Source organism: Alloalcanivorax dieselolei B5 (genome assembly GCF_000300005.1).
Lineage (GTDB): Bacteria > Pseudomonadota > Gammaproteobacteria > Pseudomonadales > Alcanivoracaceae > Alloalcanivorax > Alloalcanivorax dieselolei.
Genome location: NC_018691.1, coordinates 789,799 through 810,842, shown reverse-complemented (window position 1 = coordinate 810,842; position 21,044 = coordinate 789,799). Strand labels below are relative to the sequence as shown.

At 62.3% G+C, this 21,044-nt stretch carries 18 protein-coding genes, 1 tRNA gene and 1 riboswitch; of the genes, 8 read left to right on the top strand and 11 right to left on the bottom strand.

The annotated features are described in order from the left end of the window. The first annotated feature begins 24 nt into the window (after positions 1 to 24). Entirely contained in the window at positions 25 to 885 is an 861-nt protein-coding gene (gene asd, locus B5T_RS03745; protein ID WP_014993129.1) for an archaetidylserine decarboxylase, read from the top strand. A 15-nt stretch (positions 886 to 900) separates the two neighbouring features. On the opposite strand, the gene B5T_RS03740 is transcribed toward asd, so the two are convergent. Further along, entirely contained in the window at positions 901 to 2,811 is a 1,911-nt protein-coding gene (locus B5T_RS03740; protein ID WP_014993128.1) for a sensor histidine kinase, read from the bottom strand. 187 nt (positions 2,812 to 2,998) lie between these two features. Between B5T_RS03740 and B5T_RS03735 the strand changes: the two genes are divergently transcribed. The 4 genes from B5T_RS03735 (at position 2,999) to B5T_RS03720 (ending at position 6,755) form a co-directional block, all read left to right on the top strand. After that, a complete protein-coding gene (locus B5T_RS03735) occupies positions 2,999 to 5,245 on the top strand; it encodes an AsmA family protein (protein WP_014993127.1) in 2,247 nt (748 codons plus the stop codon). Between the two features lie 29 nt (positions 5,246 to 5,274). Further along, the gene (mutY, locus tag B5T_RS03730) at positions 5,275 to 6,312 is read left to right on the top strand and encodes an A/G-specific adenine glycosylase (RefSeq protein ID WP_014993126.1); all 1,038 of its coding nucleotides are present in this window, start codon (positions 5,275 to 5,277) and stop codon (positions 6,310 to 6,312) included. A 31-nt stretch (positions 6,313 to 6,343) separates the two neighbouring features. Next, positions 6,344 to 6,628 carry an oxidative damage protection protein gene (locus B5T_RS03725; RefSeq protein ID WP_041716803.1) on the top strand — a complete coding sequence of 95 codons (285 nt, stop codon included), beginning with the start codon at positions 6,344 to 6,346 and terminating at the stop codon, positions 6,626 to 6,628. Positions 6,629 to 6,679: 51 nt separating this feature from the next. Then, a tRNA-Phe gene (locus B5T_RS03720) sits at positions 6,680 to 6,755 on the top strand. Between the two features lie 199 nt (positions 6,756 to 6,954). Here the strand turns inward: B5T_RS03720 and B5T_RS03715 are convergent. Next, complete coding sequence (locus tag B5T_RS03715; protein WP_014993124.1) at positions 6,955 to 7,566, bottom strand: TetR/AcrR family transcriptional regulator; 612 nt, start codon at positions 7,564 to 7,566, stop codon at positions 6,955 to 6,957. A 131-nt stretch (positions 7,567 to 7,697) separates the two neighbouring features. On the opposite strand from B5T_RS03715, the gene B5T_RS03710 reads away from it, so the two are divergent. Together B5T_RS03710 and B5T_RS03705 are read left to right on the top strand one after the other, a co-directional pair. Beyond that, positions 7,698 to 8,909, top strand: coding sequence for an MFS transporter (locus B5T_RS03710; RefSeq protein ID WP_014993123.1), 1,212 nt, complete (start codon positions 7,698 to 7,700; stop codon positions 8,907 to 8,909). A gap of 70 nt (positions 8,910 to 8,979) precedes the next feature. Then, complete coding sequence (locus B5T_RS03705; RefSeq protein ID WP_014993122.1) at positions 8,980 to 9,930, top strand: alpha/beta fold hydrolase; 951 nt, start codon at positions 8,980 to 8,982, stop codon at positions 9,928 to 9,930. A gap of 65 nt (positions 9,931 to 9,995) precedes the next feature. Here the strand turns inward: B5T_RS03705 and B5T_RS03700 are convergent, their stop codons facing one another. The 4 genes from B5T_RS03700 to B5T_RS22185 all read right to left on the bottom strand — a co-directional run bounded on the left by B5T_RS03700 (position 9,996) and on the right by B5T_RS22185 (position 15,436). Beyond that, the gene (locus B5T_RS03700) at positions 9,996 to 12,428 is read right to left on the bottom strand and encodes a TonB-dependent receptor (RefSeq protein ID WP_051015444.1); all 2,433 of its coding nucleotides are present in this window, start codon (positions 12,426 to 12,428) and stop codon (positions 9,996 to 9,998) included. A gap of 130 nt (positions 12,429 to 12,558) precedes the next feature. Further along, the gene (locus B5T_RS03695; protein ID WP_081586820.1) at positions 12,559 to 13,551 is read right to left on the bottom strand and encodes a FecR domain-containing protein; all 993 of its coding nucleotides are present in this window, start codon (positions 13,549 to 13,551) and stop codon (positions 12,559 to 12,561) included. Continuing rightward, positions 13,530 to 14,036 (bottom strand): sigma-70 family RNA polymerase sigma factor, encoded by a 507-nt coding sequence (locus tag B5T_RS03690; protein WP_014993119.1) that lies wholly within the window; start codon positions 14,034 to 14,036, stop codon positions 13,530 to 13,532. The genes B5T_RS03695 and B5T_RS03690 overlap by 22 nt, the downstream gene beginning before the upstream one ends. Positions 14,037 to 14,125: 89 nt before the next feature. After that, positions 14,126 to 15,436, bottom strand: coding sequence for a peptidoglycan DD-metalloendopeptidase family protein (locus tag B5T_RS22185; protein WP_014993118.1), 1,311 nt, complete (start codon positions 15,434 to 15,436; stop codon positions 14,126 to 14,128). Positions 15,437 to 15,719: 283 nt separating this feature from the next. Further along, positions 15,720 to 15,910, top strand: a riboswitch (FMN riboswitch). Positions 15,911 to 16,012: 102 nt separating this feature from the next. On the opposite strand from B5T_RS22185, the gene B5T_RS03680 reads away from it, so the two are divergent. Further along, the gene (locus B5T_RS03680; RefSeq protein WP_014993117.1) at positions 16,013 to 16,504 is read left to right on the top strand and encodes a 6,7-dimethyl-8-ribityllumazine synthase; all 492 of its coding nucleotides are present in this window, start codon (positions 16,013 to 16,015) and stop codon (positions 16,502 to 16,504) included. 224 nt (positions 16,505 to 16,728) lie between these two features. Here B5T_RS03680 and hpxZ read toward each other — a convergent pair whose 3' ends face one another. The 5 genes from hpxZ to B5T_RS03655 are packed head-to-tail and all read right to left on the bottom strand — an operon-like array spanning position 16,729 to position 21,041. Next, positions 16,729 to 17,124: an oxalurate catabolism protein HpxZ gene (gene hpxZ, locus B5T_RS03675; protein ID WP_014993116.1), complete on the bottom strand. Its 396-nt coding sequence runs from the start codon at positions 17,122 to 17,124 to the stop codon at positions 16,729 to 16,731. Beyond that, the gene (locus B5T_RS03670) at positions 17,121 to 17,798 is read right to left on the bottom strand and encodes a cysteine hydrolase family protein (RefSeq protein WP_014993115.1); all 678 of its coding nucleotides are present in this window, start codon (positions 17,796 to 17,798) and stop codon (positions 17,121 to 17,123) included. Before B5T_RS03670 ends, hpxZ begins: the two co-directional genes overlap by 4 nt. Next, positions 17,792 to 19,321, bottom strand: coding sequence for an ABC transporter ATP-binding protein (locus tag B5T_RS03665; RefSeq protein ID WP_014993114.1), 1,530 nt, complete (start codon positions 19,319 to 19,321; stop codon positions 17,792 to 17,794). Before B5T_RS03665 ends, B5T_RS03670 begins: the two co-directional genes overlap by 7 nt. A gap of 2 nt (positions 19,322 to 19,323) precedes the next feature. After that, positions 19,324 to 20,013: a biuret amidohydrolase gene (gene biuH, locus B5T_RS03660; RefSeq protein WP_014993113.1), complete on the bottom strand. Its 690-nt coding sequence runs from the start codon at positions 20,011 to 20,013 to the stop codon at positions 19,324 to 19,326. Positions 20,014 to 20,018: 5 nt separating this feature from the next. Continuing rightward, the gene (locus tag B5T_RS03655) at positions 20,019 to 21,041 is read right to left on the bottom strand and encodes a formamidase (protein WP_014993112.1); all 1,023 of its coding nucleotides are present in this window, start codon (positions 21,039 to 21,041) and stop codon (positions 20,019 to 20,021) included. Between the last annotated feature and the right edge of the window lie 3 nt (positions 21,042 to 21,044).

The following is a 21,044-nucleotide window of genomic DNA, read 5'->3' as shown; positions in this document are numbered from 1 at the left end:
AACCAGCCGCATTTCGAGGTGCCCTTGAAGGACTTATGGCAACGTCTGTTCGTCGCTCTGCAATATCTGCTGCCCCACCATGCCCTGTCGCGATTGGTGGGTATTCTGGCCCGTAGCGAAACACCCTGGGTGAAGGACACCTTCATTGGTCTGTTCATCCGCCGCTTTCAAGTGGATCTGTCCGAAGCGGAGATCACCGAAGCCGGGCGATTCCCCCATTTCAACGCGTTTTTCACCCGCGCCCTGCGCGAAGGCGCCCGGCCGCTGCCGGAACAGGCCGATGCCATCGCCTGCCCGGCCGACGGCACTGTCAGCCAGCTTGGCGCCATTGAAGGCGACCGGATTTTCCAGGCCAAGGGCCATAACTACAGCCTGTTCGAACTGCTCGGCGGCGACCACGATCTGGCCACGGAATTCCTCGGCGGCCAGTTCGCCACCGTTTATCTGTCACCAAAGGATTATCACCGGGTGCATATGCCCGCCACCGGCACCCTGCGGGAAACGCGCTACGTGCCGGGCCGGCTGTTCTCGGTGAATCAGGCCACCACCGAACGGGTGCCCGGCCTGTTCGCCCGCAACGAACGGCTGGTGTGCGTTTTCGATACCGAACAGGGGCCGATGGCGGTGATCCTGGTGGGGGCCATGATCGTCGCCGGTATCGAGACGGTGTTCTCCGGCCAGGTCACGCCGCTGCCTCGCCACGTGACACACAGCGACTATCGGAACCGGCAACCGGTCACGCTGCAACGGGGCGAGGAACTGGGCCGCTTCCTGCTCGGCTCCACCGCCATCGTGCTGTTCGCCCGTGGCCACGCGGAATTCGATGCCGCCCTGGCCGCCGAAAGCCCGGTACGCATGGGGCAGGCGATGGGGACACTGCGCTAGGGGGCTTCACGCCCCCTATTCCGCCAGCGGCAAGCGGATCACCAGGGTAAAGCCCTGCCCTTCGCCGGCGCTTTCCGCCCAGATCCGCCCGCCGCTCTGCTCGATCATCACCCGCGCCATCGCCAGAGACAGGCCGAACCCATCCTCGTGATGGCGTGAGCCCATGATGAAGAACGGCTCGAACAGACTCTCCAACTGATCCGTGCCGACACCACGGCCATTATCCCGCATGCGGATTTCGCCCACCCCGTCCAGACGCTGACTGCTGACATCGATGATTTCTCCAGCGGGGCTGAAACGGATGGCGTTATCCAACGCCATGGCCAGCACCTCCTGAAGCTCACTCTCGTTGGCACGCACCCGCAGCCGTTCCGACACCCGGTTCTGCACCTTCAGGCCACTCTGCTCCAGGCACTCGCAACGGCTGGTGGTAAGCGCCTCCACCAACCAGTAGGGATCGCACACGGTGATCAGCGTGGGGCTCTCCCGATCCGACAGATCGAAATAACGCAACGACGTACTCACCATCCCCATCAGACGTTGCTGCCCTTTGCGCACCAGATTCCAGGTATCCCGGCGATCATCATCGTCGCTCAGGGTATCCGCCGCACCGAGCCAGTTGATCGGGGTGTTCAATTCGTGGCTGACATATTGCAGGAAGGTGGACTTGTCCCGGTTCACGCGCTCCATTTCCGCCACATGGCGTTCCAGGTTGCGGCGGGACTCCTCGAACAAACTGTTGCGCTCACGTTCCAGGAAACGAATGCGGTCCCCCAGGGCCAGTGACAGCATCACCACCACCCACAACGTGGCCAGATGCGGCAGGATGGTGATGAACGAGGTGTAGGGAAGCCAGCCGACGATACCGAGGATAAAAATGAACACCAGCAGCATGAAGACCCACCAGGCCAGCACGTACAAACGTGCCGCCCGATACCCCTGGGACAGAACCATCCAGCCAAGCCAGCTGAACAGCACTACGGTGACCCCCACCAGGGCCGTGGACAGATAGTAGGACCAGGGCGGCACGATCATCAGTTGCACCGCCAGCAGCACGAACGCGCCGATCAGGTAGTGCCGCAATACCCGGTCATAGCGCGGAAAGCGCACGCGCAATTCCAGGAAAGAGCGGGAGTACATGGCCAGTGCCGGACAACTGATGTAAATGCCGAGCCAGTAATACTCATTGAGCTTGGGCCACAGTGGCCACACAAACTGCAAGCCGAAGCCGTTGATGTTGAGGATGAAGATCACCATCCCCACCAGGAAAGCGACGAAATACAGATACACCGGTTCCCGCAGCGACAATGCCAACAGGGCGTTGTAGATCACCATGATCAGCAAACACCCATAGAACACCCCGTACAACAGGGTATCCCGGTAGGTGTATTCCACCAGCCCGGTGCTGTTGTAGAGTACCGGCGACAGGTTGATCGCCCCTTTGCCGCTGACTTTCACATAAAAGGTGCGCGGCCCGGGTCTGTCGGTGTCCAGGGGGAAAATAAAGGCCCGATGATTCATCATCCGCATGTGGAACGGCAGCGTATCCCCCATCGCCACTTCGTCGTAACCGCCATCCGGGCGCGGTGCATACAGCGTGATGTGGTCGAGAATCGGATAACGCTCCACCAGATACCAGCTCTGGTTCATCACTTTGCTGGTGTCGAGCGTGAATCGCAGCCAGATCACGCTGCTGGTAAAACCGAAATTGGGCTCCTCCGCCGTGTTGACGGTAAAGCGGCTGGAAAAATCCTCGCGCACCTGAGGCAAATCCCACCGCCCCTCCGGATCCACCAGCACGTCCATGGATTTCGCCACCGCCACCTGACTCTGGTGGCCGTCCGGCACCACCACCGGCGCCGCCCAAAGCCGCGCGGCACATAGGGCCAGCCCCAGAAACAGCAGGAAGTTACGGAACTTTACCAATCGTCGTTCCCCAAATGGTCATAAGAGCCAGTTCGCGATCTTTACGCCGCGGCGACACAAGCACCACGGCCCGGGCTCAAAAGGTTATCATCGTTATCATGGTGTCGAACGGGCCAGAGCTTCGTTACGATTATACCAACTCGTTATCATCGGGGCCCGAGGGCCCGGGCGCAAGGAGAGCACCGTCATGGGACGTGCAATCAAGATCATTGTCATCGTAATCGTGGCCATCGTGGTATTGCTGGCCGCGGCGATCTTCGTCGTCACCCAGGTGATCGACCCCAACGATTTCAAGCCACAGATCGAGGAGCAGGCACGCAAGAACGCCAACCTGGACCTCTCCATTCCCGGCGACCTCTCCTGGCAGTTCTGGCCCTCCCTGGGCGTCAGCCTGGGCCGCACCGAAGCCCGCATCGCCGATGAGGAAGAGCTGTTCGCCGCCCTCGACAACGCCAGCGTCAGCGTCGCCGTGTGGCCCCTGCTGCTTGGCCAGGTGGAAATGGATGGCGTGCTGATCGACGGCCTGGAAGTGAATCTGCGCGAAGATCAACAAGGCGGCAACTGGGAAAGGATTGGTCCCCAGGACGACACCAGCCAGGATCAGACCGAAGAGGAACAGCAAACCGCCGACGGCGGCGAGGAAGGCAGCACCCTCGATATTCCCCTGACCATTCCCTCGGTGGATATCACCAACGGCCGCATCAGCTATCGCAACGCCACCGACGGCACCGATATCCGCGTCGAGCATTTCAACTTCAATGCCCGCGATGTCAGCCTGGATCAGCCGTTCCCGCTGGAGATGTCGCTGCGCTATCAGGACCAGAGCGACATGCGCGTGGACCTGAACCTGAAAACCACCCTGGCCGCCAACCTGGATGCCAACCACTTCGTGTTGAATCCGATGATGCTGGACGCCAATATCGCCGGCGCCACCGCCCAACCCGTGGATGTGCATCTGGAACAGGCGCTGGACGTGAACCTGGATGAGGATAGCGCCAACCTCACCAACCTGGTGCTGCAGGCCGCCGGCACGCGCACCACCGGCGAAGCGCGGATCACCGGACTCACCGGCGACATGGTCGTGGCCGGCAAACTCGATACCGAGCCGTTCAACCTCAACACGGTATTGAAGACGCTGGGCGAGCCGGCCATCGAGACCCGCGGCGACAGCGCCCTCAACAAAGTGGCGATGAGCGCCACCCTGTCCGGCCCAGCCAACAGCGTCATCGCCAAGCCCCTCACCCTTACCCTTGATAACAGCACCATTAATGGCAGTGCCGGGCTGCAGAACCTGGAAAGCGGCAAGATCGTCTTCGATCTGACCATGGACAAGATCGTGCTGGATCAATACCTGCCGCCGGAAAGCCCCTCCTCCGAGGACAAACCGGCCGCCACCGGCGGCGACGCCGGCAAGAGCGGCGGTACCGCCAACCTCACCGAGGCCGAACTGATTCCGGTGGAGAGCCTGCGTCCGTTGCTGCTGGACGGCAAGTTCCGCATTGGCCATCTGACTTTCGAACAGATCGAGGCCAGCGATCTGAGCTTTGCCGTGTCCGCCGCCAATGGTGTGTTGAAGCTGACCCAGGCCAGCGGCAAGACCCTGAACGGGGATTTCAGCGCCAGCGGCACCCTCAACGTGGCCGGCAAGACCCCGCGGATCAGCGCGCGCACCAAGGTGAATCGCATGCAGATCCAGCCCATCGCCAAGATGGCCATGAAGGACGATCTGGCCACCGGCCTGTTCAGCATGGACGGCGACTTCAACGCCAGCGGCAACAGCCAGAAGGCACTGGTGGAATCCGCCAAGGGCAACTTGAACCTGGGACTGGCCGACGGTACCGTGCGCGGCCTGAATCTGTACAACACCCTGGTGGGCGGCATCAACGATACCCTGGGCGGGCTCAAGGGGCTGACCGCACTGATTCCCGACCAGCAATCCGGCAAGCTGCCCTCGGTGCTTTCCGAGGACACCAAGATCATCGACCTGACCAGCCAAACCCGCCTGGACAAGCAGGTCGCCTACCTCGAAAGCCTGGACGCCACACTGGAAAAAGGCAGTCTCTCCGGTAACGGCTGGTTCAACGTGCTGACCCAACAATTTGATCTGCACATCGGCATGAAGTCGCCGGAGCTGGACGGCGGCAAATACCTCGGCGACGCCACCTGGCCGCTGCGCTGCCAGGGCAGCCTGGAGAGCAGTCCGGCCAAATGGTGCGGCCCGGACCGGGACGGTTTCCGCAAGATCGCCCAGCAGGCGGCCACCAACGCCGCCAAGGGTAAACTGAAAGACAAACTCGGCATCGACGCCGAAGGCGACACCACCGAGGAAGTGCTGAAAAACGCCGCCGGGCAGAAAGCCCGGGAGGAAATCGAGAAGCAGCGCGACAAACTCAACGAAAAACTGGGTGACAAGCTCAAGGGGCTGTTCAACTGAGTACCACGACCACCGCTTTCAGTGACGCCGTGCTGGCCTGGTACGACCAGCACGGGCGCAAGGACCTGCCCTGGCAGCATCCACGCACGCCCTACCGGGTGTGGGTGTCGGAAATCATGCTGCAGCAGACCCAGGTGATCACCGTCATCGATTACTTCCAGCGCTTCATGGAGGTTTTCCCGGACGTGCATCGCCTGGCCGCCGCCGAGGTGGATCAGGTGCTGCACCTGTGGACCGGGCTTGGCTACTACGCCCGTGCCCGCAATCTGCACAAGGCGGCCCGGCAACTGGTCGGTGACCATGATGGCGAATTCCCGGACACCGTGGAGGAAGTGGCTTCCCTGCCCGGTATTGGCCGCTCCACCGCCGGCGCCATCCTGGCGCAAAGCCGAGGGGTGCGTGCCCCCATCCTGGATGGCAACGTGAAACGGGTACTGACCCGCCTGCACGCCGTGGCCGGCTGGCCCGGCCAGAAAGCGGTGGAGAACCGGCTCTGGGAGCTGGCCGAGCACTATACGCCGCATCATCGCCTGGCGGACTATACCCAGGCGATGATGGACCTGGGCGCCACGCTGTGCACCCGGCGCCGCCCTGCCTGCGGCGGGTGCCCGCTGCACCGGCGCTGCCAGGCCCACGCCGATGGCAATCCAGAGCAGTATCCTGGCCGCAAGCCGGCCAAGGCCAAACCGGTTCGCCAGTCCCGCATGCTGATCCTGCAAAGCGACGATGGCAGTGTCTGGCTGGAACCGCGCCCGCCCAGCGGCATTTGGGGCGGCCTTTGGTGCTTCCCGCAGCAGGACCTGGAGGAATCACCGGAAAGCCTGCTGACACAATGGGGCCTGACCGCACGTCATCGGGAAACCCTGACGCCGTTCCGGCACACCTTCAGCCATTTTCACCTGGACGTGGAGCCGGCGCTGATTCAGGTGGACGGCACCGGCACCCGCTTGGGGGAAGACCGTGGACGCTGGGTGGACCCCACCGATCCGGGCGAGCTGGGCCTGGCCGCCCCGGTAAAAAAATTGCTCGGTGGGCTGCGTCAACCGCGCCAACAGAGCATGCTGTAACCTGAAAACCCTGAACCATTCCGAGGATGCCATGACCCGCACCGTATTCTGCCGCAAATATCAGGAACGTCTGGAAGGCCTGGACCGCCCTCCCTTTCCTGGCACCAAGGGCCAGGACATCTATGACAACGTGTCACGCAAGGCCTGGCAGGAATGGCTGCAGCATCAAACCTTGCTGATCAACGAGAAGCACCTCAACGTGATGGATCCCAAGGCGCGCGCCTTTCTCGACGAGCAACGTGATCGTTTTCTCAACAACGAAAACGTGGAACAGGCCGAGGGCTACACCCCGCCCTCGGAAGAAAATGACCAATAAATAACCGCACTTGACGACGCCCAACGGAGTCGCTTTAATACGCGCCCTGACGCCCGGATAGCTCAGTCGGTAGAGCAGGGGATTGAAAATCCCCGTGTCGGTGGTTCGATTCCGCCTCCGGGCACCAGATACATAGTTCCTGATGCTCACGCATGACCAGGGACCCCAGAGAAACCGGCGCTTCTGCCGGTTTTTTTGTGCCCAGGTGAATCATCGTCAAATCGATGGCCCCACTATCGTCGTTCCGCTTTACCGGAATCGGGGGCGCCACACCGCCTTGAGGTTCCGTAGTAGCTCTAACCCTTGGATGAAGATCTGTTACTTCCCTAGACTGCGTACAGGTCCCAAATTTCCATGGCCTGAGAGATAGCGGTATCCATGACCTGAAGTCCGACCCCATCTCTGGCAAGCGTGGATAGACCAAGCAGGAAGCTGTCGAACACCGTGCGCAGCGCACGCGTATCGACCTCTTTTCGGAGTTCACCTGCAGCAACGGCTCTTTCGATGCAGGCCTTGATCCCGGCGCGGGTCCGCGCGCGCGAGCGTGTGAGTGGTGCCGTTACGGCAGACAGTTCGGGGGAAGGTGCGCTCATCACGCCCAGGCCGACCATGCAGCCTTTGGGATGCCCGCGCTCGCACTGCATGCGAGCCGAACGCCTGAGAGCCTGCTCCAATGCCTCCCTCGGAGCCAGGCTTGTATCCCAGAGGCATTCGGTGACCTGAGCGTAAGTGGCCAAATAACGCGATATGCATTCCTGGAAGAGCGCTTCCTTGGAGCCGAAAGCGGCATAGAAACTGGGTGCAGAGATGCCGCTACCGATGGCAGCCTTTAACTGATTCAGGGACGTGCATTCGTAGCCCTGTTCCCAGAACAGGTGCAACGCCTGCTCGATGGCGGCGTCTCGATCGAAGGTTCGGGGCCTACCCATTTGTGCCATGACATGCTCCTTATTGCAACATAAATACTAGTCGATACATAAGTCGTAGACAAGCGCCTACGGCTGGACTACATTTATACCGATCGATATATATCTATTATCCACCGGGCACTCTTATTAAAGGAAACCGCGTGACTTCTCCCACTGCTTTGACCGCTGACGCGCCAGCCGAACGGCTGCCCATCGCTGCCTTGCTGGCATTGGCCATGACAGGCTTCATCTGCATTGTCACTGAAACCTTGCCCGCGGGCTTGCTGCCGCAGATTTCCGAAGGGCTCGGTGTGACCGCATCGCTTGCCGGGCAGACCGTGACGGCCTACGCGCTTGGCTCGGTGCTGGCGGCCATTCCGCTGACGATCGCCACCCGCGGCTGGCGGCGGCGCAACGTACTGCTGCTCACCATCGTGGGATTCCTGGTGTTCAACTCCATCACCGCACTGTCCTCGGACTACTGGCTCACGCTGGTGGCGCGCTTCTTCGCCGGCGTGGCGGCCGGCTTGGCCTGGAGCCTGTTGGCCAGCTATGCACGGCTCATGGTGCAGCCGCATCAGCAGGGCCGGGCGATGGCGATCGCGATGGTCGGCACGCCCGTCGCACTATCTCTGGGTGTGCCGTTGGGCACCTGGCTGGGGGGAGTGGTGGGCTGGCGCAGCGCGTTCGGCGTGATGTCCGCGCTGACCCTGGTCCTGATCGTCTGGGTGCTGGCCAAGGTGCCCGATTACCCGGGCCAGTCGAGTCATGAGCGCATGGCCTTGCGCAAGGTGCTCACCACCCCTGGGGTTCGTCCGGTTCTGGCCACAGTCATGGCCTGGATGCTGGCGCACAACATTCTCTATACCTATGTCGCGCCGTTCGTGGCGCAGGCCGGACTGCTGGACCGGGTCGATGTGGTGCTGCTGGTCTTCGGCCTCGCGGCACTGATCGGGATATGGATCACCGGCCGGCTGGTGGAGCGCCACCTGCGCAGCAGCGTGCTCGCGTGTCTGGCAACGTTCTTCATCGTTTCGCTGTCATTCGTTTGGCTGGCCAATGTGCCGAGTGCCGTCTACGTCGGCGTGGCGGTGTGGGGCCTGACCTTCGGCGGCGCGGCGACCCTGCTGCAGACCGCCCTGGCGGACACCGCTGGCGACGGCGCCGATGTGGCGCTGTCGATGAACGTGGTGGCGTGGAACAGCGTGATCGCCGGCGGCGGCGTGCTGGGCGGCGTGCTGCTGGAGCGCTGGGGTGCTCACACCTTCCCCTGGGCACAGTCCCTGTTGTTGGCCATTGGCTTCGTCATCGCCTGGTCAGCCAGGACACACGGCTTCCGCCCGGGGTCGCGAGCACACGGCGTCAGGCACTGAGCCGGGCCCCATTGATCGAGCTTCAGAACCTTCTTCCTTTCACCCTCCACCCACAAAGGAGCTCACTAACATGTTCAAACGTCTCTTTATCACGCTTGTTCTGGGGGCCGCGCTGGCGCTGGGCGCCCCCGCATTCGCCGCCGACGAATTCCCGGTGCCCGAGGGCTTCAGCAGCGGCTACCAGACCATCGACGGCGTCAAGCTTCACTACGTCAAGGGTGGTTCCGGGCCGCTGGTCTACCTGGTGCACGGCTTTGGTCAGGGCTGGTACGAGTGGCACCAGTTGATGCCTGAACTGGCCAAGCAGTTCACCGTGGTCGCGCCGGACCTGCCCGGGCTGGGTCAGTCTGCCGTGCCCACCTCCTATCGCGCCACGGATGTCGCACCGCTGTTGTACAAGCTCGCCCTCCAATTCAGCGGTGGCAAGAAGTTCGATCTGGTGGCACACGACATCGGTATCTGGAACACCTACCCGATGCTGGTCCAGCACCAGGACAACATCCGGCGCGTGGTCTACATGGAGGCTCCAATTCCGGATGACAGCATCTATTCGTTCCCGGCCTTCACGCCGGAGGGTGAATCGCTGGTGTGGCATTTCAGCTTCTTCGCCGCCAACCAAAGGCTGGCCGAGACCCTGATCACCGGCAAGGAGCGTGTTTTCTTCGAACACTTCATCAAGGAGCACGCGACCAACAAGGACGTCTTCACGCCCGAACTGCTCGACCTTTACGCTCAGTCCTATGCCAAGCCGCACACCCTCAACGCCGCATTCGAGTATTACCGCGTGCTCAACCAGGGTGTGCTGGACAACAAGGAATTGTCCAAGACCAAGATCACGATTCCCGCGTTGGCCATAGGTGGCGGCGGACACGGCGGCATGGGCAAGTACCAGATTGACATGATGAAGCGCTTCGCAACTGACGTGACGGGCCAGGTGCTGCCGGGGTGCGGCCACTGGCTACCGGAGGAGTGCGCGGCGCCGCTCAACAATGCAGTGACGAACTTTCTCGAAGCGCGCTGAACGAGTAAGGAGCATCGGTCACGCTCACGAAGGCGCCGGCCATTTTATGGCCGGCGTCCCTGCCCCTACAAATCGATGCTGACGGAGAAAAGCACCGTCCTCGGCGCCCCCATGGTGAGATATCCAGGATAGTAGGCGGATGAAGACCAGTAATCCTTGTCCAGCAGGTTTTCCACGTTGAGACGCAACGTAATCGGATGTTCGACCCTCCGGATCACGTAGCGCGCCCCCAGGTCCACGCGGTTCCAGCTGTCCAGTTCCTGAGTATTGGCGTTGTCCACCGGCTGCTCGGAGGTATGGATCAAGCGGGACTGCAAGGTCAGCCCATTCAGGAAACCCGGATCCCATTCGCCACTGACGTTGGCTTGAAACTCCGGCACACCGGGCGCGTCGTTGCCCTCGTTGGCGCCATCGCCGGTTTCCGTCAAAGTGGCATCCAGCACGGTAAAGCCGCCAAGCAGCCTCAGCCCCGGACGGATCTCCCCGAACAGATTGAATTCCAATCCACGGTTGCGCTGTTCGCCATCGATCTCAAAGCGACCATCCGGCACGCCCACCCCGGAAGGCTGAGTGATCTGGAACGCGCTGAGGGTGGTCATCAGGCGTCCCCAGTCTTTCTTCACGCCCAGCTCATACTGTTTGGACTTATAGGGCTCCAGTGTTTCCCCTTGGTTGGTGTAGCTGTTCCCCACCACCGTGCCTTGCTGCAACCCCTCGATGTAATTGGCGTACACCGAAAGACTCTCGGCCAGTTTGAACACCACTGCTCCGCTAGGCGTCAGGGCGCTGTCGTCATAACGGCTGGTTCGCGCCCCCGTGGCATTGAAATTACTGGTTTTGATACTCTGGCGCCGCACGCCCAATGTCAGTTGCAGCCGGTCGTCCACCATCGACAGGGTGTCGGTGATCGCCACACTGCTGAGCAGGTTGTCACCGGTACGGGACGGATCCAGGTCCGGTACCGCCGGCGCGGGAACATCGGCGGGATCGTACAGGTTGGAGTCCAGGGCCGGCCCAATACTCACGGAAGCACTGTCGGTGCGCTGGCGAAACCGGGTGGTACTCAATGTCAGTTGGTGCCCAATCGCACCAGTGTCGAAATAGTTGCGCGAACCAATTTCCTGACTGTCGGTTAGATACCGGTACTGCAACGCTCCCGGCGTGCCATTGAGGTTACCGTCGGCGTCGACGACGCGTCCGAAATAACTGAGTCGTGACCAATGTGTTTCCTTGACGCCCGCCGCGGCATAAACGGTCCAGTGGTCGTTTACATCCAGTTCGCCACGCAGCGCCCCGAAGGTGTCGTCAATATCCACCCAGCTCCAGGGAAAAAACCAGTTGGAATCATTGTCCGGCTCATCCGGTACTGGCAGGCCCGCGCTCAGGAAGGTGATCAGGGCCGGCGCGTCCACGTATTGCTCCTGATATCCCAGGTCGAGTGAAGCGCGCCAGCTGTCCGCGCGATAATCCATTCCAAGGACCGCGGAGCCCTCCCGCCGGGACTGATCATCAACATTGGCGTCACCCTCCTGCCAACTGCCGTTGAAGCGGACACCGAAAGCCTTGTTCTCCCCCATACGGCGCCCCAGATCCACTTTGCCACCGAATTGCGAATCCTCGACGAAGGTCGCCGACAGCCGGGTCAGCGGCAAGTCTCCGGCCCGCTTGGGCACCAGATTGATGCTGCCACCAACACTACCGGTGGGTTGCATACCACTGAGCAGTGCACTGGGGCCCTTGAGAATTTCCACCCGCTCGGCCATGTCCACATCAACGGTAAAAGTGGGTGCCACGCCGTACAAACCATCAAACGCCACATCCTGATTACTGGCCGCGAAACCCCGAATCATCAGCGGGCTGCTGTACCCCGAAGCCGGCCAGGAAGCCTGCACCGACGAGTCATTCGCGATCACATCGGCAATGGTGCGGGCCTGCAGGTTCTCGATCAGCTCCGCGGTATAGCTGGTCTGATTGAACGGCGTGTCCAGGACGTCCCGGTTTCCCAGAACCCCGAGACGTCCTCCTGCAGCGACCTGACCACCGGCGTATTCCGGCGCCAACATCCGCCCTTGAGGCGCCTCCCCCTTCACATTGATGGCATCGAGTTGAACAGCCCCCTGCCCCGGGCCAGCATGCTTCTGCAGGCGATAGCCCCCGCTACGCCCTTCAACCACGATCAGGTCGGACCCGGCCAGTAAAATCCGCAGCCCTTCCATCACCGGATAAGCCCCGCGTAAAGCCGGGGCGCTTCGCCCTTCCACAAGGTCCGGGCTGTAGGAAAGGCTGATCCCGCTCTCGCTGGCAAAACGGCTCAGGGCACTGCCAAGAGGGCCAGCGGGAAGATGATAGGTACGGATGGATTGGGTCCGGCCGGTGCCGTCCGGATCGGCAAAGGCGATGGGAGTGAGTGCCCAAAGAGCGGCGCCGCAACTGATCAGAGCGGCCCATACGAATCCGCGTGGCGCCCCACGGCGCAACATACTTGTATTACTGAACATGTCGTTCCCCGGTATTGGTCGATGAAGCAGCCCGGAAAGGCTGTTTTCATGGACTGAGCCGAACAACAGCCCGAAAAGGGACACGGGAAACCATCATTATTGCTTTGTGCTCCATCCCGGCGATGGCGATTCAGTGTACGGGGCCGATCATGACCCAATACGGCGTGATGCTGGACACCGTCACCGGCAGAGTTTCGCCGATCAGATCCAGCACCTGATCGGTATCACCAAGCTGGAATACGCCGGACAATCGCAGGTCCGCCACAGCCGGATCACAACGCAGCACGCCGGGACGATAGCGTGCCAATTCCCGAATGAAATCCCCCAACCGCTGCCCCTGCGCCAGGATCCGCCCTTTGCGCCAGGCCGGATCGGCGGTGGCGGCCGAGGAGACCGGAAACCAGTGCCCGCGCGTGAAGGTCACCTCCTCACCAGCCGCCAGTTGCATCGGTGACCCGCCCCCCGAGGGGGTGATCGCCACCGCCTGTTCCAGCACCCTGACCCGCGTGGCGCCAGCCGGTGCCATGTCCAGCTCACGCACCGTGAATCGTGTCCCCAGGGCCTGGACCTCCCCTTGCGAGGTCTCCACCAGAAAGGGACGCCCCGGCATCGTCGTATCCGGCGCCGTCTCAATCAGCACTTCGCCACGGCGCAGCAACAATCGCCGCTGCCGCTCATCAAACACCACATCCACGGCGCTGTCGGTGTTCAGATACATCCTGCCGCCGTCGGGCAGCGCTATATCACGCTGCTCCCCCGCCGCGGTCCGATACTCCGCCGTCCAGACCGACCAGGGTAACCGCCGCCAGGCCGCCCAACCGCCCCCGCCGGCCACCATCACCGCCATCAGCGACTTGAACACAGTGCGACGATCAACCCGCTCACGACCGAGCACGGGGGTGCCGACGCCATCGGGAACCGCCGCCACCAACCCCTTCAGTTCCATCGCCGCCTGCCACGCCTGTCGATGCAGAGGGCTCCGCGCGCACCAGGCTTCCAGACGCTCTCTTTCCCCGGCACTGAGTTCACCCTTATCCAGCCTCACCAGCCAATCCGCGGCTTCCTCGATGACCTGGCGACGAGAGGCGGAATCCACGGTATTCACAGCATCAGCGCCAGACATTGGCCAAACGCCTGACGCATATAGCGTTTGATGGTGCGTTCCGACAGCCCCATGCGTTCGGCGATCCGGCGATAGCCAAGGCCCTCCAGTTGAGAAAGAATGAAAGCCTGACGGACCCCGGCGGGCATGCGATCCAGCATGGCATCGATTCGATGCAGGGTTTCGAGAAGGATCTCCCGTTCTTCCGGCGAGATGACCGATGGCTCCGGCAAAGCGGCAAGTGTTTCCAGGTAGGCGTTCTCCAGAGAGCGTCGACGGAAGTAATCCGTCACCAGACCACCGGCGATAACGCGCAAATAAGCCCGTGGCTCGCGCACATCCCGGTCGTGGCCGTCACGTTGCCGGGTCAGCAGGCGGACAAAGGTGTCCTGGGCTATATCAGCGGCCTGGGAGGAACAGCCGAGCCGGCCGCGAAGCCAAGCTTGCAGCCACCTGTGGTGGTCCCGGTAGACCGTTTCAATGGATTGGTTCGACGGAGGCGACATCCCGATCCGTATGCATGACAGATCGGCAAACAATAACGATTTTCATTTCCAGAAGCCAGTGGCAGGGCCTCCGTAACACACGGTCAGCCTCAGCCGGCGTTATCGCGGCGGTTGCCGTTACCCGCCACGGCGGTGGCATTCTCCTGCTCGTGCAGGTCGAAATAGGCCGCGTACTGGTTCTGGAAGCGGCGCAATTCATCCGCTTGCAGCCGTTCGCGGGACGGCAATGAAGCGGTCATCGGGTTCAGCGGGCGGCCGTTGAGACGCAGCTCGTAGTGCAGGTGGGAGCCGGTGCTGCGGCCGGTATTGCCGCTCAGCGCGATGACATCGCCCGGCTTTACTTCCTGCCCGGGCCGCACTTGCGCCTTTTGCAAGTGCAGGTAGCGAGTCTGATAGCCCTGGCCGTGATCGATCACCACGAAGCGCCCCGCCAACGGATGGTAGGACACCGTGCGCACCACGCCCTTGGCCGGCGCCAGCACCCTGGTACCCACCGGCATGGCGAAATCCGTTCCCAAATGGGGCGTCACGCGCCCGGTGATGGGGTGATGGCGATGCAGATTGAACGGTGAACTGATGCGGTACTCACTGTTGAAGGGGGTCCGGCGGAAGCCCGGCAGCAGACTCTTGCCTTCCGGCGTATAAAAACGGTCATCGTCGAAGCGGGCGGCACGCACCGAGATCTGCTCCCCCTCGTAATCAAACCCCGCCAACCGGGCCGCGTAGGCCCCTTCAGCGTCGTCGATATACTCCAGGTCCACCAACAGGGAAAACCGGTCGCCCTTGCGGGCCTTGCTGGCCAAAGGCAGCAATTCCCCCATCTCGGCGGCGATGGCCTGGGCACGGCCGCCCAGGGATGGCATCTCCGCCAGCGCGGCGGACAGGGAGGTACGGATCTCGCCACGCACCGCCACCTGGTGCAGATTCCGCTCGTAGGTCAGCGCCGTTCGGTGCAACTGGCCACTCCGCAGATTCCATTCCCACCCTTTGGAAGGGTCCGTCCACAATCTCAATGCCAGCAGGCGGCCTTCACCATCGGCGCGCCATTCCAGATGCTGACCGGGACTGACCTGCCGCAGAATGTCCGCGCTCCTGGGATCATTGAGCAAGGTGTAGAGGGCAGCTTCCGGCAATTGCCACTGGTTGGTCCAGAGATTGGCCAGGGAGTCCCCCTGGGCGATGGTGTAGTGCTCCCATACCGTGGGGGCCGGGTCCACATCGACGGCATAAAGGTCGGAGTCCTCGATCAACCCCAGCAGAGCGCGGTCGGTCATCAAGGCGGCGTCGCCGGAAGGCGCCCACCACCAGGACGCCAACGCAATGGCGGCCGCCAGAGCGGGCACCATGGCGCGCAGCAGGGGCGGTCTTGAGGTCCGTGTTGTGGCGGTGGATTCCGTCATGACAACCGTGATCTGGGACCGGCCGTGCCGGTCGGTCTGTTTCTGTATTCATGAACAAGGGTTCAGAACCAAGCGGCCGTGGCCCGGCCGGGGCGCGAAAACAAGGGCGCCACCATACCCGATCCCGAGGTCAGGCCCAAGCACCGGAAGCACCGGGGTTCAGGGCCGCACGGTCAGCGGGCATCCCGGTTATCGACAACGGCCTGGCGATTTGGTTGCAAATCCGCTTTTGACTCAGGGCAACAGACTTTCTATATTGCCTTGCCCGGCGGCCCTGTCGCCGGATCGTTCTCGGGGCGGGGTGAAAGTCCCCACCGGCGGTAAGGGAGCCTCTCCCAAGCCCGCGAGCGCCCGCGGCCACAGGCCATCGCCATTGTCTCCATCGGCGGTCCGGTCTGCCTCATGGTCACGGGGTCAGCAGATCTGGTGTGATTCCAGAGCCGACGGTGATAGTCCGGATAAGAGAGAACGGGACGGTTTCCCCTGCCTCCGTGGCGGCACGCCCATGCGTCGCCTTCACGCCGGCACCGGCCCACGTTCGCCCTGATTCATCTCAACGCCACTCAGGAAAACGGCATGAATCAGACCCAGAGTTCCACCCAGCCTTACCATCCCGAACAACAGCGCCTGGCCTTTATCCATGCCAGTTGGCACCAGGACATCGTGCTCCAGTGTCTGACCGGCTTTCGCGAAGAGCTGGGTCGCCTCGGCTACGGCGACGACCAGATCGACGTGATCGCGGTACCCGGCGCCTACGAAATCCCCCTGCAAGCCAAACTGCTGGCCAAATCCGGACGCTACGCGGCGATCGCCTGCAGCGGCCTGGTGGTGGATGGCGGTATTTATCGCCATGACTTCGTCGCCACCGCGGTCATCAACGGCCTGATGCAGGTGCAGCTGGAAACCGAAGTGCCGGTTCTCACCGCGGTGCTCACGCCGCATCATTTCCATGAACATACCGAGCACCATGATTATTTTTCCCGGCACTTCGTCACCAAGGGGCGGGAGCTGGCGAACGCCGCCGACGGCGCCATGCGCCGCACCTCCGACGCCAAATCCTTCCTGTAGGGTGCAGTTTGACGCCGGTGAACACTCGCGGTTTCCCCAGCGGTGACGGTAAGTGCCACCCCCGGGGAAATCGCGGTTGATCGACCGCTGGCACGCTAGCACGCCACATTCGCGAGCAAGCTCGCTTCCCACAGCGACATCGTAGCCCCCTGTGGGAAGCGAGCTTGCTCGCGAATACAGTGCGAATTCATGTCCCCAAGACCACGCTGTAAGCGCGCCGCCCCCTATTCCAGAGTCGCCAAATCCACGCTGACATGGGCCGCCACCACCTTCCAGCCGTCCTCGAAACGAATCCAGGTCTGCATCTGGCGCCCCAATTGCTGACTGTCACCGTTGCGAAATTGAGTGCTGACCGTGGCGGCATCAGCACCATAAGTGGTGATCACGGTATTCAGCAGCCGGCGACTGGCGGGCACCGGCTCGCACTGACGCCGATAGCGGGCGATGGTATCGGCACCGTATAAATTCTCGGCGACGCCGTAGCGCACCGTTGCCTCCGCGTCCCAGAAGGCCCGATCCAGCGCCGCCAGCCGGTTGGCCAACAGCGCCGCTTCATACGCCTCGAAGGCGGCGCGCACCTCGGCCACCACCGAGGGAATATTGATGTCCTGACCGGTCATGCACTCACTCCTTGTTGGAAAGCCCGGCGCAATGCGTCCAGTGAGGCGCACCGTCCGACGATGCCGCCCTGGGCCACGATCATCGCCAGAGTGGCGGCTTTGAATTCGGGGAAGTAACTTTCCGTGGCATCCTCGATCACCAGGCAGTCATAGCCCCGATCGCAGGCCTCGCGCATGCTGGTTTGTACACAGACTTCGGTGGTGACGCCGGCGAAAATCAACTGAGTGATACCCGCGTCACGCAGGCGCTGATCCAGCCCGGTGGCATGGAACATGCCTTTCCCCGGTTTATCCACCTGCCATTCACCGGGCTCGGGCGCCACCGCATCGAGGATCCGGTTGCCGGGCTCGCCGCGCACCAGGATCCGTCCCATTGGCCCGTCATCGCCAATGCGGCGCCCTGCTGGCAGCTTGTTCCGTTTCAACGGCGGGCAGTCGGACAGATCCGGCAGATGCGATTCCCGGGTGTGGATCACCGTCAGCCGCTGTTCCCGGGCCAGCGCCAGCAGCGCCGCCACTCTCGGCACCACCGGCGCCAGCCGGGACACGTCATTGCCGAGCGCCGCGCCGAACCCGCCGGGTTCGATGAAATCCCGCTGCATATCGATCACCACCAAGGCGCAGTGACCGGGGTCGAGGGGAAAAGCATCCGGCTTCGCGGTGACGCTCAACATGCCTCCGCCTCCACGCCGGCCATGTGACGTCCCAGTTCAACCCGGTTGGCGTCGGCGGCGCGGGTCTGGTAGCTGATGTGGCCGTCATGGATCACCAGGATCTGGTCCGCCAGCTCCAGCAGCTCATCCAGGTCTTCACTCAGCAGCAACACTCCGGCGCCACGATTGCGCGCTTCCAGCAGACGCTGGTGGATCATCGCCACCGAGGCGAAATCGAGGCCGAACACCGGGTTGGATACGATCAGCACCGCCACCTCCTCGGTCAGTTCCCGCGCCAGTACCACCCGTTGCACGTTACCGCCGGAAAGAGTCTGGATCGGACGCGCCGGGTCCGCCGGGCTGACCTGGAAGCGTTCGATACGTTCACCGGCCTGTTTGTCGATGGCGGCCCGGTTCATCCACCAGCCCCAACGGCACAGCGCGGGTTGATCAAACTGCCGCAACGCCAGGTTCTCCGCCACGCTCATGGTGCCGATACAAGCATTACGCAAAGGTTCCTCCGGCAGGCTGTGCACTTTCTCCCGCAGCATTTCTTCACGGCGGCCATGGTAGGGGCGGCCGTTGATCCAAACCGCCCCGCTCTCCGCCTGCCGCTGACCGAGCAGCACTTCGGTAAGCTCTTTCTGACCATTACCGGAAATACCGGCGATGCCGACGATTTCCCCGGGGCGCACCGACAGGGACACCCGGTGCACCGCCTCAACGCCCTTATCGTTATGCGCCACCATGTCCGTGACCCGCAGGCACGGTTCCGTCTTCTCGTTCACCGGCGGCCGCTCCACCGTGGTGTTATGGGTTGGCGCCCGCCCCATCATCCAGCCGGACAGCGCCTCCACCGTGGTGTCCGCCACCGCGCAGCTGCCCACCATGGCGCCCTTGCGCAGCACGGTCACGTCATCGGCAAACGCGGTGACTTCCCGGAATTTGTGCGTGATCATCAGAACCGATACTTCCCCGGCGTGAGCGAGGTCCCGCATCAGCCCGAGCACTTCATCCGCCTCCTGCGGCGTCAGCACCGAGGTCGGTTCATCGAGGATGATGAGACGGCGCTGCAAATAAAGCTGTTTGAGAATTTCCAACTTCTGTTTTTCGCCGGCGGCGAGCCCGCTCACCGGACGGTCCGGGTCCAGCTGGAACGGCATATCGTCCATGAACGCCCGCAGCCGGTCGCGTTCCGCTTTCCACCGGATTCGCAATGGCGGATCGTCGCGGGACAACACCAGGTTCTCCGCCACGCTAAGGCCCGGCGCTACCGTGAAGTGCTGGTAGACCATACCGATGCCGAGCGCATGCGCCTCGCGCGGCGCCCGGATCTGCCGCTCACGATCGCTCACCAGAATCGACCCGCTATCCAGCGGATCGTAACCCACCAGACCTTTCACCAGCGTGCTTTTACCGGCACCGTTCTCCCCCAGCAGCGCATGCACGGTACCGGCCCGCACCTTCAGGGATACCCCATCGAGCGCGCGAAAATGTCCGTAGGATTTCCCCGCGCTCAGAGTTTCCAGGCTCAGTGCCCGCATGATCAGACTCCGTCCAGGGTTCGCAACAGGGCTTCGGAATCCGACACCGCGCCGAACACGCCTCCCTGCATCTTCACCATGTTGATCGCGGCGGTGTGATTGCCGGTGTCGGTGGCACCGCAGCAGTCCTCCAGCAGCAGACACTCGAAACCCCGGTCATTGGCTTCCCGCATGGTGGTGTGCACGCACACGTCGGTGGTGATACCGGTCAGGATGAGGTTTTCGATACCACGGGTACGCAGAATCAATTCAAGATCGGTGGCGCAGAACGAACCCTTACCGGGTTTGTCGATGATCACTTCACCGTCCAGTGGCGCCAGCTCCGGAATGATCTCCCACCCCGGTTCGCCACGGACCAGAATACGGCCGCAGGGTCCCTGATCGCCGATACCGGCGCCGATGCGCCGCGAACGCCAGCGCTTGTTGGCGGGCAAGTCGGACAAATCCGGGCGATGCCCTTCGCGAGTATGAATGATGCAGAATCCTTGCTCCCGCATCAGCGTCAGCACCGCTTTGATCGGTTCAATCGGCGCCCGGGTCAGCGACAGATCGTAGCCCATGGTGTCGACGTAACCGCCGGCGCCGCAGAAATCGGTCTGCATATCGATCACGATCAGCGCGGTATTTTCCGGCGTCAGTTCGCCGTTGTACGGCCACGGGTAGGGTTCCGAATCCAGGTAACGTGGTGGCATGACATTCAATCCTTCTGGTCGACGTGATCGCCGCTGGGCGAGTAAAGGCGTTCCGGCGCATCGAACCCGAAAGCGCGTCCGTCGGTGTGCATCACCTGCTCTTCCCACGGCAGCCGGTAACGGCCGGCGGCCAGGTCGTGCATGTAGGTATAGGGGCAGTCTCCAGCTCCGCCTTTCACCGCCACGTAACCGCGATGGCCGAACTGATAGATATTGTTTTCCACGCCCCAGTGCCGCCGCGCCTCGCGCACCAGATCAGGACGCAGCTCGCAGCAGACGATTTCATCGGCCCGGCCACTTCCTTCCACCAGTGGTACGCCGTCGAAGTTGACGAACATGGCTTCGCCCATGGAATCGAAAGTGCCGTCGGAGCCGCACATGCAGACGCTGGCGGTTTGCATCAGGTTGCAGAACGCATTGGCCTGGTTGGTGATTTTCCAGGAATGCCGGATGGGCGCGGTGTAGCCGGCGGTGCGGATCATGATTTCCGCGCCTTTGTAGGCGCACTCCCGCGCCATTTCCGGGAACATGCCGTCATGGCAAATGATCAACGCCAGCTTGCACCCTTTGGGGCCGTCGCACACCGGGATTCCCAGGTCGCCTGGCTCCCAAGGCTCCACCGGCACCCAGGGATGCAATTTGCGGTAGTACAACTGAATCTCGCCCTGATCATCGATGATCAGACCGCTGTTGAACGGATTGCCCCCGGGATTGGTTTCCATGATCGAGAAGCAGCCCCAGATGCGGTTTTCCACGCACGCCTCCCGCAGCGCGCCGACTTCCGGACCATCAAGGGAACACAGGACCTCATCGGAGGTATCCATGGACAACCCGTGCAACGAGTACTCGGGAAACACGATCAGATCCATCTCCGGCATACTGCGCCGGGCCTTGCCAATCATCCGGATGACGTTCTGTGTTTGTTGCCACACTTCGTCGCGACTGTGCGGATCCGGTAACTCCAGTTGCGCCAGGCCGACAACCACGCCGTCGGGGGATTTGTTCAAGCCACCAAGGCCGCTGCTCATGTC